Below are 13,609 nucleotides of genomic sequence, written 5' to 3'. Positions count from 1 at the left end.
GCGAGCTTGCTGTCAGCCCAACAGGGTAAAGTCGGCCTCGGCCAGCACCCTGCCATTGACCTGAATGCCAATGCGTTGGACGCCGGGGAAAAGCCGAAATGTGGTCGCATCCCATTTCAGCTTGTGGATCTTGGAGAGTGTCAATGGCGTGCCCGGTGTCACCTTGGCCTGTTTCAGCTTGAACACCTTGGGTGCCGATTTGCCATCGGATTTGCGAAACCAGATCACGTAGTCCACCAGAACCGGCAGCGGCTCTGCCGCAGAGAGCGTCACCGAAAAGCCCAGGGGATCGCCCTTGGAAATCCTTGGTGTGGTCAGCTTCAGCTTGGTCTCGATCGTTACATCGCTGCGGTATCCAAGATGCCCCAGCGCGCCGACATGCCCCTGTTTGATCAGGGTGCGCAGCCCATGGCGGGTCATCCAGTCCAGCTCGCGGGGGGTCTGATGGCCCCGGCGCTGCCAGTCGGCCAACAGATCCACCACAGGATCAGGCGCAATTTTCGCAATGTCGTTCAGATGGTTGGCCACCGACCGCGTCACATATCGCGTTGGATCGGCATGCAACCGGTCCAACAGATCCATTGGCACCAGTGGATCCAGCGTAATGGCCTTGGCCCAGGGTAGTTTCGGCCGGGTGCCTTCGCTGACCAACCGGCGCACATGATAATTCTCGTCCCCGGCCCAAAGATGCAGGCGGGCCAGCGTCTCTTCCGGCCACCGGTTCAGGAAAGGTCGGATATAGAATTCCATCGAAAAGCGTTTGGTCGCGACATGCAGAAGATCAAGCGCCCGGTCGCGATGATACTCCAGCCCGTGACGCACCGCAAGAATGCCCGGCACCGCATGGATAAACCGGCCAAAGTCATCGTCGCGCAAATCCGGGTCCAGCTCCGGCGGCATCGCGGCCTCCAGCTGATCCGCCATGGTCGGAAAGTCCGGTGCAAGCTGTGCTTCGATCCCGTCGGCGATCGCCTCCAGCCGTTGCATCAACTCCAGATCAGGCAGCTGCGGCAGCACCCGATCCAGAAACATCTGGCGATCAAACCCCGGCAGCCCGGCGGAATACTCCCCGGCCAAATGGCCAAGGGAGTCTGGATTGAACAAATGATCGCGCAGCGAGAATGCCTCGGTCATCGGGCCGTCCTTATAGGGTGGTGTTCACGCCGCCACCGTCCAGAAGCACGTTCTGGCCGACGATGAACCCGGCATATTGCGAACAGAGAAACGCACAGGTCGCGCCGAATTCCTCGGGCGTGCCATAACGTCCGACCGGAATGGATTCGCAGCGCTGTGCCTTGGCCTGATCCGGGGTGATGCCCTGTTGTTTGGACACACCTTCGTCGAGGGATTTGGCGCGGTCCGTGGCATGGATGCCGGGCAGGATATTGTTGATGGTGACGCCACTGCCAGCCACCTGCCGCGACGTGCCCGCAACAAAACCGGTCAACCCCGCGCGGGCGGAATTCGACAGGCCCAGCACCGGAATCGGGGCCTTGACCGACTGTGAGGTGATGTTGACCACCCGGCCCCAGCCGCGTTCCATCATGGCCGGCACCAAGGCCTGGATCATCGCAATCGGGCTGAGCATATTGCCATCCAGCGCCTTGATGAAATCGTCGCGATCCCAATCCTGCCACATGCCGGGAGGCGGGCCGCCCGCATTGTTGACCAGAATGTCAACATCCCCGGCCGCCGCCAGAACCTTGGCCCGGCCTTCTTCTGTGGTGATGTCAGCGGCCACCGCTGTGACCTCGACGCCATGGGCGGCACGAATGGCGGCTGCGGTCTCTTCCAGCGCCTCTGCCCCACGGGCATTGATGACAAGGTTCACCCCTGCCTCGGCCAAAGCCATGGCACATCCACGGCCAAGCCCCTTGGACGCGGCACATACAACTGCTTTCTTGCCGGCAATTCCCAAATCCATGACATCTCTCCTTGTTTTACACGACGGCTGTTCTGACGTATTCTGGCCCCGGGACGCCATGGGCGGCGAACGGACCCGCCGGGAAATTGCCCGACCCTGATCGCAGTGGTGCCACATTACGCCCGGATAGTAAGCCCTGCCCGAGAAGTTTTTTATCCGCCTCGGCGGTCAGTTGGAGTAAATGCATGGCACGCGGTTTGACCCAGACCCTGATGGTGTTTCAGGCGGAAGATCTGAAAGTTGTCGATGGGGCGAACCTTGGCGATGTGCTGCATCACGCCGAAGAGCTTCAGCATGACGACGTCTATCACCTGGGCGATTCGGCGACACAACAGAAACTTCTGGTGCAACAAACCGGCAAGCGTGAGTTGCAATTGGCCGATCCTTCCGGCCTTGGGACGCCGGGACATATGATGCACATAGATTGCTGCATCACCTTCATGGGCAATGACGGCGACACCGTTGATCTGATCGTGCTGGTCGAGGTGGATGAGCTTGGGCTGATTGCCGCGATTTACGGCCTGCCCCTGGGTCCGCTGTATTCCAAGACCGATTACCGTGTCATCGGCATCGATTCCGACGTGCCGGAACGGCGATTTGCCGAGGTGGCCTGTGTGTCCTTTACCCGTGGTACCATGATCACCATGGCCAGCGGGGCGCAAAAAGCGGTTGAGGATCTTGCAACCGGCGATCTGGTGCTGACCCGTGACGCAGGGCCACAGCCGCTGCGTTGGGTCGGGCATTCCACCCTGCGTGCCACCGGCGAAGGTGCCCCCATCCGCATCCGGGCCGGCACATTGCACAATGCCGAAGATTTGCTGGTCAGCCCCGATCACCGGCTGTTTGTCTATCAACGGCGCGATCATCTGGGCGCAGGGCGCTCAGAGGTCATGGTCAAAGCCCGTCATCTGATCAATGGCGACACGGTCTGCCGGGTCGAAGGCGGGTTCGTCGATTATTTCCAACTTCTGTTTGATGATCACCAGATTGTTTACGCCGAAGGCATTGCCGCCGAAACCTTGCTGGTCGATCCGCGCACCCGCGCGGCGCTGCCCGACGTTCTGGAGGCCGAGCTGGAACAGGGGTTGCCGCAACATGACAATCGGTTGCGCGCCGATTTCGAGTTGAGCGAAACCATCGCCCGCACCCCAAATGCCGTCGACCTTTTGCGCCGCGCCTCTTCGCGGTAAAACCCGGCTCTTCCGGCCCTGACAGGCCGTCTTCGCCACGTCGCGCCGCTTGCCAAGCATCGCCTGTCTGCCTATACGCGCGACATGCTGGACGCTTCATCAAACCGCCCCCAATTGCCGCCGGAAATCGCCCGGCGACGGACCTTTGCCATCATCTCGCACCCGGATGCGGGCAAGACGACGCTGACCGAGAAATTTCTTCTCTATGGTGGCGCGATTCAGATGGCGGGACAGGTGCGCGCCAAAGGCGAGGCACGTCGCACGCGATCGGACTTCATGCAGATGGAAAAAGATCGCGGCATTTCGGTCTCGGCCTCGGCAATGTCGTTTGATTACAAAACCTTCCGCTTCAATCTTGTCGATACTCCCGGCCACTCGGATTTTTCGGAAGATACCTATCGCACGCTCACGGCGGTGGACGCGGCCGTGATGGTGATCGACGGGGCGAAGGGCGTGGAAAGCCAGACGCAAAAACTGTTTGAAGTCTGTCGGTTACGTGACCTTCCTATTTTGACGTTCTGTAACAAGATGGACCGCGAAAGCCGCGATACGTTTGAGATCATCGACGAAATTCAGGAAAATCTGGCGATTGACGTCACCCCGGCCAGCTGGCCGATCGGTTTGGGCCGTGATTTTGTCGGCTGTTATGATCTGATCAACGACCGGTTGGAATTGATGGATCGGGCCGACCGCAACAAGGTCGCAGAATCCATTGAAATCAAGGGGCTGGAAGACCCGCTTCTTGCGGAACACGTCCCTGCCGAATTGCTTGAGACGTTTTTGGAAGAAGTCGAAATGGCGCGCGAATTGCTGCCAAAGCTGGACCCACAAGCGGTGCTTGAGGGGCATATGACCCCGATCTGGTTCGGGTCTGCCATCAACTCTTTCGGTGTGAAGGAATTGATGGAGGGCATCGGCCAATACGGGCCTGAACCCCAGCCGCAGCGCGCCAATCCGCGGGAAATTTCCCCTGAAGAAACAAACGTTTCCGGCTTTGTCTTCAAAGTGCAGGCGAACATGGACCCCAAGCACCGCGACCGGGTGGCCTTTGTCCGCATGGCGTCGGGGCATTTCAAACGCGGCATGAAACTGACCCATGTGCGCACCAAGAAACCGATGGCGATTGCCAATCCGGTGTTGTTTCTGGCGTCTGACCGGGAACTGGCCGAAGAGGCCTGGGCCGGTGACATCATCGGTATTCCCAACCACGGCCAGTTGCGCATCGGCGATACCCTGACCGAGGGCGAGGCGCTGCGCGTGTCCGGCATCCCGTCTTTTGCGCCCGAATTGCTTCAAGGGGTGCGCGCGGGCGATCCGATGAAGGCGAAACATCTGGAAAAGGCATTGATGCAATTCGCCGAAGAAGGCGCGGCCAAGGTCTTTAAACCCTCCATCGGGTCCGGTTTCATCGTCGGCGTTGTCGGCGCCTTGCAGTTCGAGGTGCTCGCCAGCCGGATCGAGATGGAATACGGATTGCCCGTCCGCTTCGAGCAATCGCAGTTCACCTCTGCCCGGTGGGTCACCGGCCCCGCCGCCGCGCTGGACAAGTTCACCAACGCCAACAAGCAACATATCGCCCATGACAACGATGGGGATATTGTATATTTGACCCGATTGCAGTGGGATATCGACAGGATCGAACGGGATTACCCGGACGTGAAATTGAGTGCCACCAAGGAAATGATGGTCTGACCCATGCGCCGAATTTTGCCAATTGCCCTGACCTGCGCCATGCCGTTTGCGGCTTGGGCCAATGATCCGGATGCCGCATGGCAATTGTTGAATACCGCAGAGTTCAAGGAAATCATTACCGGCGACAGTTGGCGGGTGGAAAAGACCATTCCCGATCCGCTGCGCGAGGCGGCCAAGGATTTTGAAATCACCGGGTTTTTCGTCCCGGTGATTGCCCAGGGCGAGATCCGTGAATTCCTTTTGGTCGAAGACCCGGCGGATTGCCCGTTTTGCGGCAATGGCGGCTATGGCCCGGTGCTTGAGGTCATGGCGAAACGCGCATTGCCCGATTTGACGGAATTCGCGGAAATTACCCTGCGCGGTCAACTGGAATTTAACGAATCCCCGGAAACACTACAGTTGTTCCGGCTAAGCGACGCCGTACTTGTGGAATGACCCATCTCATTGCCAGCGCCCGGTAAATCCGGCAAGGTTGCTTTATGAATGATGCGCCGAAATCCGACACCAAGCCGACCTATCCGGGCGGAATTGACGGCATGTTGGAACAGATGGAGGGGCGGCGCGAACCGCTGACATTCTCGCGGGGGGAATTCCTGCCGCCGTTGGACGTGGATTTCGCGCCCTGGATTGCATCGTTGATTCCCGCCCCCGCCGCCGATCCGGTGCGCGATGGTCCGGTGCATTCCTCTAACCGGCGCAAGACCCTGGAACTCCGCGAGGAGCTGGCTGGCAAAAGTGAATTCTGCGCCTTGCACGGGCTGCTGATTGCCCATCTGCGCAAACGCGATCAGCCGCCGCAAACAGCCGCGCTGTTCCACCGCATGTGGGCCGAGGAACCCGATCATCTGTTGACCCATCTGGACCAGCGCTGGCTGGTCTCTGCCCTGACGACATTTGGCGACCATGGCGCCACCGAGGTTCAGCGCCGTATCGGCCAGGCAATGACCGTGCTGTTTGGCACGATGAAACTCTATGAGAGTGAACGACGCTACTCCGGTTATCCGGCGACCCGCCCCTTTCCTCTCAAGGGTAAAGACCGCGGGCCGCTGCCGATGGAAATGGATGGTTTCCACCTGACGGCCGGTGGGCTGGATGTGAACATGCTGGGCCGGTTGTGGCTGGATGCGGGCGAAGACGACGTTCTGCGCCCGCTGGCGCGACATATTTTGAACCTGTTGGTGCATGATCCGCGCACGGTTTTTCGCCGGTTCCGCACCATGCGCAAACGCAAGGAACGGCGCGACACGGCCAAAACGGCCGAAAAAGACACCCCAAAAGAGCGAAAGGTCACCGCCCCGGTGCCACATGTCCCGCCGCGACGCGGGCCTATGCCAACCTGGGGCGTGGTCTGTACCACCAATGCCGCTGCGGATGATATCCTGCGGTTTGTGGCGCATTACCTTGCGCTTGGTGCCGCCGGGATCGAGATCTATCTCGACGCCGCCGACGACCCCCTGCCCGATCTGTTGACCGCCCATCCACAGGTCCGGATCACCCGTTGCGATCCGGCTTATTGGCAAGCGGTCGACAAACCCCGCCCCGAGGCGCATCAACTGCGCCAGGCCCATAATGCCACCCGCGCCTATCGCGCCTGTGCCCATGACTGGCTGGCGCATGTGGATGTCGATGAATTTCTGATTGCCGAGGGCGACGTCGCGCGCAGTTTGCGGTTTGTCACCGACGCCAGCGCCCAGGCCCGGATACGTCCGGTGGAGCTTTTGCCGCCAACCGATGGCCTGCCACGACATTTCAAGAACACCCACCGTCAGGCCGGGCAAAAACGCAGCGTGCTGTCAGTGATCTACCCAAATTATGGCGCCTATCTGACCGGTGGTTTCATCAGCCATACCAGCGGCAAGGTATTTGCCCGCACCCGGATTCCAGATGCCCGATTGGGCATTCACGGTCTGCGTCTGAACGGGGCCGCTGTCGGCAATGAAGCCGAGCTGCCCAAGATGAAGCTGGCACATTTCCACACCTCCGGCTTCGACCATTTTCGGGACCGGGTGGTGTTTCGTCTGAACAAAGGTTCGTATCGCAAGCCAGAAGATGACAATGCGATGCGTCTGGGCGATGTGCTTGATTTCATATTGGAAACCGAAGGCGAGGATGGTTTGCGCCACTTCTTTGACGAGGTTTGCGCCGATCACCCGACCCTTCGCAACCAGCTTGCGGCGCATGGGATGTTGTTCACCCATCCACTGGATCTGGACGCACAAGTCAGGGACATCTTTGCCCCCGACACTGTTGCCACGGGCGTCGCATGACCACCTGGGGCATTGTGTCGACGATCAAGGCTCCGGCCCGCGACATCCTGAATTTTGCGGCCTACCATCTCGATCGTGGGGCGCATCGGCTATACCTGTATCTCGACGCGCCGGAACAGATGGTCTTTGACCAGCTCAAGGCGCATCCCAAGATCAAGGTTGTCGCCTGCGACGACACCTGGTGGGCCAAACGCAAGGGGCGGCCCGACAAACATCAATCCCGGCAATTCGTGAATGCCCGCCACGCCTATAACCGCCGGGTCGAGGTCGATTGGCTGGCCCATATTGATGTCGATGAATTCCTGTGGCCCGCCACGCCGTTGGATCAGCAATTGACGGCCCTGCCCGACGATTGCCTTTGCGCGCGCGTGCGCCCGATAGAGGCCCTGGCCCCCGCCCCGTCCGACAGCGGACCGTTAACCACCTTCAAGGCCTTTCACCTTGATCCCAATGACCGTCGCCGCGCGGCAGAACACGTTTTTCCGACCTTTGGCCAGTATCTCTCTGGCGGTTTCCTCAGCCATGTCGCGGGCAAATTGTTCTATCGCACCGGGATTGCCGGGCTGCAGGTCAAAATTCACAATCTGACCGTCAACGACGTGCAAAACCCCGGCGAACGGCCACTGGCAGAGACCGAACTCTGTCATATGCATGCCCAAAGCTGGGAGGATTGGCAGCGCAGTTATCGCTATCGCATGACCAAGGGCTCTTATCGCGCGGAATTGAAACCCCAGGTCAATCGCGGTTCCGGTGGGCTGTCGCTGCATCAATTGTTCGCCATGATAGAATCAGAGCACGGCGAAGCAGGTTTGCGCGCCTTTCACGACGAAGTCTGCGTCGCCCACCCCGCCACCTGTGCCCGATTACAGGCCGAGGGGCTGTTGCGGCGCCACGACCTGGCGCTGGACGCGGCCAGAGCGCGACATTTTTCCAACACCCCGGACCAATGACGCCGCGATTCCGCGGAAAAACCGGTCAAATACGTCGGATTCACTATGCTGCACTGCAGCATGATTGACCGCGCGCCTTTTGCACGCTAGATAGCGCGCGGGGATGATGACCGCGACAATGCGGGGCCATACGGGCCGTTCCCACATCTGGTACGGGCCAAGTTGAGTCCGTAAACTTCGGACGCATATGACAAAATTTTCTGACCTGGATCTCAATCCAAAAGTCCTCAAAGCCGTTGAAGAAGCTGGCTATGAAACCCCGACGCCGATTCAGGCGGGGGCCATTCCAGCGGCATTGCAGGGCCGCGATGTTTTGGGCATTGCCCAGACCGGCACCGGCAAAACCGCCAGCTTCACCCTGCCAATGATCACCCTTTTGGCGCGTGGCCGTGCGCGGGCGCGGATGCCCCGGTCGCTTGTGCTCTGCCCGACACGGGAATTGGCGGCACAGGTTGCGGAAAACTTTGACACCTATGCCAAACACGTGAAACTGACAAAGGCGCTGTTGATCGGCGGTGTTAGCTTCAAGGAACAAGATATTCTGATCGACAAAGGCGTCGACGTTCTGATCGCGACACCCGGGCGTCTGCTGGATCATTTCGAACGCGGTAAACTGCTTTTGACCGGGGTTCAGATCATGGTCGTCGACGAAGCCGACCGGATGCTGGATATGGGGTTCATTCCCGATATCGAACGCATCTTCTCGCTGACGCCGTTCACCCGCCAGACCCTGTTCTTTTCGGCCACGATGGCCAAGGAAATCGAACGAATCACCGACACCTTCCTGTCCGCGCCCGAGCGGATCGAAGTCGCCCGTCAGGCCACCGCCTCGGAGACGATTGAACAGGGCGTCGTAATGTTCAAAGGGTCGCGCCGCGACCGCGAAGCCAGCGAAAAGCGCACGGTTCTTCGGTCCCTGATCGAAGCGGAAGGCGACAAATGCACCAATGCGATCGTCTTCTGCAACCGGAAGACCGATGTCGATATCTGTGCCAAATCGTTGAAGAAATACGGCTTTGACGCTGCGCCGATCCATGGCGACCTGGATCAATCGCAGCGCACCAAGACGCTGGATGGGTTCCGCAACGGCGAGCTGCGCATTCTGGTGGCGTCTGATGTGGCCGCGCGTGGGCTTGACGTGCCATCGGTCAGCCATGTGTTCAACTTCGACGTGCCCAGCCATGCCGAGGATTATGTGCACCGTATTGGCCGCACCGGACGCGCCGGGCGCGACGGCAAGGCGATGATGATCTGCACGCCCCGCGACGAGAAAAACTTTGATGCGATTGAGCGGTTGATCCAAAAGGAAATTCCGCGGGTGGAAAATCCGGTCAAGGCACCTGCCAAAGCCGCGGCCAAGACCGCCGCCAGCTCCCCAGCCAAGGCAGAGAGCACGGCCAAACGGGCCAGCACCGCCAAGCCCAAAGCAGCACCCGAGGCAGAGCAACAGCCCGCCCCCCGCAACGATGCGCCCAAGGCGGACACCCACCGCGCCGAAACCACCCCCACCACACAGCGCCCGGAAAAGACATCCTCGCGCAGCAGTGGCCGGGACCGCAATCGCGGCTCGCGCGGGTCTGGCAATGACAACAAAGTGGTTGGTCTGGGCGATCACCTGCCGCAATTCATCGCGCTGAGCTTCGACGAACGCCGCGCGATCTGATCCAAAGCTTTATCTTATCCGAGTGGATTTGATGCGAAATGAAATGGGTGCCGCTGGCACCCATTTCCGTTTTTGGTCCGTTTCTGGATTCCACTGCCGGTTTCCGTTTCCGGCTCACACCAATTTGGCGTCCAGCGTAATGTCCGCGTTCAGCAGCTTGGAAATCGGGCAGCCTTCTTTGGCGCCATTGGCCGCTTTCTGAAAATCTGCGTCACTGGCGCCGGGGATCTTTGCCTCCAACACCAAATGCACCTTGGTCACGGCAAATCCGCCGTCAACCTGATCCAAGGTGACCGTTGCCGTTGTGGCCAAGCTGTCAGCCACCAGATCGAAATCCGCCAGCACCATCGACAGCGCCATGGAATAGCAGCTGGCATGTGCCGCCCCAATCAGCTCTTCCGGGTTGGTGCCGCCCTCGCCCTCAAACCGTTTGGCAAAGGTATAGGGCTCGTCCGAGAGCACACCGGATTGCGTTGACACCACACCGGTGCCGTCTTTCAGCCCGCCTTTCCAGACCGCTGAACCAGATTTATTGATCATCTTGTTGCATCTCCTATGGGTCATAGGGTCGGCCAGCATGACCGCCCCCCTGCAACCATAGGGCGCTCTGCGCAAGTTGCATCCTTGCGCAGAAATTTATTTCGCGATCCGCCCCGTCAGCTCAGCCGGCTGACAATCACGGTCACTTCCGGCTTTTTGCCGATCTCGTTCATCGTCGAATTGCGGGTGATCCGGCGCATGTCCTCGTCCAGCTTGTCATCGTCGGTCAGGGTCTTGTCCCCCGCCCGGCCAAGATACTGGCTCAGATCTTCTTCCAGAATGTCGACCAATGGCACGTCGCTGCGCCCCACTTCCGGCAGGCCCATGACCTCGCACCAGGGGTTGCCCAGCGGTTCGTCATCATCGTCCAGAATCACGGTCACGATCACATGGCCATTCAGCGACATGCGAATCCGGTCACGGATGATGCCATCCATTGCGCCGATCTGAATCGCGCCGTCCAGGTACACCCGGCCTGTTTCAATGAAATCAACCACCTCCGGGCGATTTCCCGACAGGTTCAACATCGTGCCATTGATCGCCAAAGCGGCGGCACGGCCCTTTTGCTGGCTCAGCTTCACATGTTCGCGCAGGTGGCGGTGTTCGCCATGCATCGGGATCACCATCTGCGGCTGCACCAGATCCTGCATCCGCTCTAGGTCGGGGCGGTTGGCATGGCCCGACACGTGGTAATGGCCGTTCGAATCGTCGACCACATCCACGCCTTTTTCACTCAGCTGGTTGATGATGCGGATCACACCCTTTTCGTTGCCCGGAATGGTCTTGGACGAAAACAGGAACAGATCGCCCTCTTTCAGCTCGATGCCATTGTATTTGCCGCGCGCAAGTTGCGCACTGGCGGCACGCCGTTCGCCCTGCGATCCGGTCACCAACAGCATCAGGTTCTCGCGCGGAATGCTCTTGGCATCCTCCGGCGGCACCACCTTGGGAAAATCACTCAGCACACCGGTTTCAATCGCAGCTTCGATCATCCGCCGCATGGCCCGGCCCAAAAGGACAATCGACCGCCCGGCCCGCTCGCCAGCTTCAGCCAAAGTCTTGACCCGCGCCACATTCGACGCAAATGTCGTTGCACAGACCAACCCCGATGCGCCAGCGACCAGAGCTTCGATCTCTGGTCCAACGGTGATTTCGGACCGCCCGGCATGGCGCGAAAACACATTTGTGCTGTCACAGATCAAGGCTTTGACGCCGTCTTTGGACACGTCAGCCCAAAGTTCAGGATCAAATGGTTCACCCACGATCGGCGTTTCGTCCAGTTTGAAATCCCCGGTATGCACCAAACGGCCCTGTGGCGTGTCGATCACCAGGGCGGAACTTTCCGGGATGGAATGCGAAATCGGCAGGAACCCAACGGTAAACGGCCCGGCTGTGATGGTTTCCGGCCAGGCGCTGGCGGTGGTCACGACGGTCTCTGGCAATCCCTTTTCATCCAGCTTGCGCCGCGCCAAATTGGCGGTAAAGGCACGAGCATAGACCGGCGCGCCCAGACGTTCCCAGAACTGATGGATCGCACCGATATGGTCTTCGTGGCCATGGGTGATGAAAATCGCGTCAAGCCGATCCCGGCGTTCGATCAGCCAGGTCATGTCGGGAAAGATCAGATCCACCCCGGGCGACCCATCCATGTCGGGGAAGGTCACGCCAAGATCAACAAGGATCAAACGCTCCTGCCCCGGCTTGCCGTAACCATAGACATAGGCGTTCATGCCGATTTCGCCCGCCCCACCGAGGGGCAGGTAAATGATGCGTTCACTGCTCATGGATATTCCCGTTTTCCTTGTTATAGGCATGGATGACGGTCAGCCCATGCATCGTCAGATCATCTTCGATGGTGTCAAATAGCATCTGCCCCTGCGCAAACAAGGGCGCAAGCCCCCCAGTGCCAATGATCCGCATAGGTCGGGCATATTCGCCGCGAATCCGGTCACAAATCCCGTTGACCAGCCCGACATACCCCCAAAACACCCCGGATTGAATGCAATTGACCGTATTTGTCCCAATCACTTTTTCCGGCTGGCTGATATCGACATGCGGTAGCGCCGCCGCCCCCATATGCAGCGCCTCAAGGCTGAGGTTCACCCCCGGCGCAATCACCCCGCCGACATAGGCGCCATCATGCGCCACCACATCAAAGGTCGTCGCAGTCCCGAAATCCACCACGATCAGATCGCCACCATGGCGATCAAAGGCACCTGCGGTATTGACCAACCGATCCGGGCCCACGGCGGTGCCGGCATCGACACGCGCATCATGTGGCAGCAAACACTCTGGCTTGCCCACCACCAGCGGCCGGCAGTTAAAAAACCGATCGGTGAAAACCCGCAAATTGAACAGAACGCGCGGCACCGTGGTGGAAATGATCACCTCGGTGATCTCTGCCTTGATGCCGTAATGGGTCACCAGTGTCGAATACCAGGTAAAATAGGCATCCGCCGTGCGCGCATGATGGGTCGAGGTCCGCAGAGTGCACAGAAATTCCGTGCCATCCCAAATCGAAAACACCGTATTGGTATTGCCGCAATCAATGCACAACAGCATGGGCTATCCCCTCTTAGAAAAAGACATCCGCCGCCGGAATCGCCACACGCGACCGGGCGGTTTGCAGCACCAGATTGCCAGAGCCATCGACATCCACAAAGGTGCCTGTGGTCTCGGACTGGCCGGTACGCGCGGTGATGACCTCACCCAGCCGCGCCGCCCGCGCCAACCAGGCCTCACGGATCGGCGCAAAACCAAAGGTCGTAAAACTGGCCTCATACCGGGCAAACGCCGCGGCAAGCTGTGTAAGATAGTCTTCTGGGCTGACTTCCGCCCCAGTTTCGGACAACAGCGACACCGGCCGCAGGGCGCGGGCTTCGACTTCGCTGGCGGATGGCGCATGCACAAGATTGATGCCGATGCCGATGGCCAAGGCCCCGCCGGGCAATCCTTCCAACAGGATGCCGGCCACCTTGCCGCCATTCAGCAACACGTCATTTGGCCATTTCAAGGCAAAAACCTCGGCCCGCCCAGTGACCGCAACAAAGGCATCATGAACCGCCAGTGCCGTCACAAAGGACCGCAAAGCTGCCTGCATCGGTGCGCCCGCAGCGGGAAGAACCAGGCTCGCGGCGAAATTGCCGGTCTGATCGGCCCAGGGGCGCCCGCGCCGCCCCTTGCCTGCGGTTTGGCGTAGCCCCAAAATCCATTCTGGCCCCGCCAGACCGGCGGTCGCGACCCGCGCAGCTTCGGCATTGGTGCTGTCGATCTCCGGCAGGATCCGCCGGGCGTATCCCTCAGGCCAGCTCATGCCCGGCCCTTCTTCTCTTTGAAAATACGCATTGTGTCGAAACGGCACCGGGCCGCGCGGGGGTCAATCC

Annotated in this window: 12 protein-coding genes; 6 read left to right on the top strand and 6 right to left on the bottom strand. The window is 59.7% G+C overall.

All coding sequences use genetic code 11. The features are described 5' to 3' along the window. Positions 1 to 12: 12 nt before the first annotated feature. On the bottom strand, positions 13 to 1,134 hold the full coding sequence (locus tag Q4577_RS04700) for a hypothetical protein (protein WP_303469978.1): 1,122 nt from the start codon (positions 1,132 to 1,134) through the stop codon (positions 13 to 15). Positions 1,135 to 1,144: 10 nt separating this feature from the next. Continuing rightward, positions 1,145 to 1,924, bottom strand: coding sequence for an SDR family oxidoreductase (locus tag Q4577_RS04695; RefSeq protein WP_303469979.1), 780 nt, complete (start codon positions 1,922 to 1,924; stop codon positions 1,145 to 1,147). 185 nt (positions 1,925 to 2,109) lie between these two features. On the opposite strand from Q4577_RS04695, the gene Q4577_RS04690 reads away from it, so the two are divergent. From Q4577_RS04690 to Q4577_RS04665, 6 genes are all read left to right on the top strand, one after another. Further along, on the top strand, positions 2,110 to 3,114 hold the full coding sequence (locus tag Q4577_RS04690; RefSeq protein WP_303469980.1) for a Hint domain-containing protein: 1,005 nt from the start codon (positions 2,110 to 2,112) through the stop codon (positions 3,112 to 3,114). Positions 3,115 to 3,198: 84 nt separating this feature from the next. After that, the gene (locus tag Q4577_RS04685; protein WP_303469982.1) at positions 3,199 to 4,806 is read left to right on the top strand and encodes a peptide chain release factor 3; all 1,608 of its coding nucleotides are present in this window, start codon (positions 3,199 to 3,201) and stop codon (positions 4,804 to 4,806) included. Positions 4,807 to 4,809: 3 nt separating this feature from the next. Beyond that, complete coding sequence (locus tag Q4577_RS04680) at positions 4,810 to 5,241, top strand: hypothetical protein (protein WP_303469983.1); 432 nt, start codon at positions 4,810 to 4,812, stop codon at positions 5,239 to 5,241. Positions 5,242 to 5,285: 44 nt separating this feature from the next. Continuing rightward, on the top strand, positions 5,286 to 7,073 hold the full coding sequence (locus Q4577_RS04675) for a glycosyltransferase family 2 protein (protein WP_303469984.1): 1,788 nt from the start codon (positions 5,286 to 5,288) through the stop codon (positions 7,071 to 7,073). Continuing rightward, positions 7,070 to 8,023 (top strand): glycosyltransferase family 2 protein, encoded by a 954-nt coding sequence (locus Q4577_RS04670; protein WP_303469986.1) that lies wholly within the window; start codon positions 7,070 to 7,072, stop codon positions 8,021 to 8,023. The genes Q4577_RS04675 and Q4577_RS04670 overlap by 4 nt, the downstream gene beginning before the upstream one ends. Before the next feature lie 187 nt (positions 8,024 to 8,210). Continuing rightward, complete coding sequence (locus Q4577_RS04665) at positions 8,211 to 9,686, top strand: DEAD/DEAH box helicase (protein WP_303469987.1); 1,476 nt, start codon at positions 8,211 to 8,213, stop codon at positions 9,684 to 9,686. Positions 9,687 to 9,800: 114 nt separating this feature from the next. Here Q4577_RS04665 and Q4577_RS04660 read toward each other — a convergent pair whose 3' ends face one another. The 4 genes from Q4577_RS04660 to Q4577_RS04645 form a co-directional block, all read right to left on the bottom strand. Further along, on the bottom strand, positions 9,801 to 10,226 hold the full coding sequence (locus Q4577_RS04660) for an OsmC family protein (RefSeq protein WP_244687437.1): 426 nt from the start codon (positions 10,224 to 10,226) through the stop codon (positions 9,801 to 9,803). A gap of 116 nt (positions 10,227 to 10,342) precedes the next feature. After that, entirely contained in the window at positions 10,343 to 12,010 is a 1,668-nt protein-coding gene (locus Q4577_RS04655) for a ribonuclease J (RefSeq protein ID WP_303469988.1), read from the bottom strand. Continuing rightward, a complete protein-coding gene (locus Q4577_RS04650; RefSeq protein ID WP_244687442.1) occupies positions 12,000 to 12,788 on the bottom strand; it encodes a type III pantothenate kinase in 789 nt (262 codons plus the stop codon). Before Q4577_RS04650 ends, Q4577_RS04655 begins: the two co-directional genes overlap by 11 nt. Positions 12,789 to 12,801: 13 nt before the next feature. Beyond that, the gene (locus Q4577_RS04645) at positions 12,802 to 13,539 is read right to left on the bottom strand and encodes a biotin--[acetyl-CoA-carboxylase] ligase (protein WP_303469989.1); all 738 of its coding nucleotides are present in this window, start codon (positions 13,537 to 13,539) and stop codon (positions 12,802 to 12,804) included. Positions 13,540 to 13,609: the final 70 nt, after the last annotated feature.

The organism is Marinovum sp. 2_MG-2023 (assembly GCF_030548265.1).
Taxonomy (GTDB): Bacteria; Pseudomonadota; Alphaproteobacteria; order Rhodobacterales; family Rhodobacteraceae; genus Marinovum.
The sequence above is the reverse complement of the archived record's forward strand: the minus strand, read 5'-3'. Positions and strand labels throughout refer to the sequence as shown.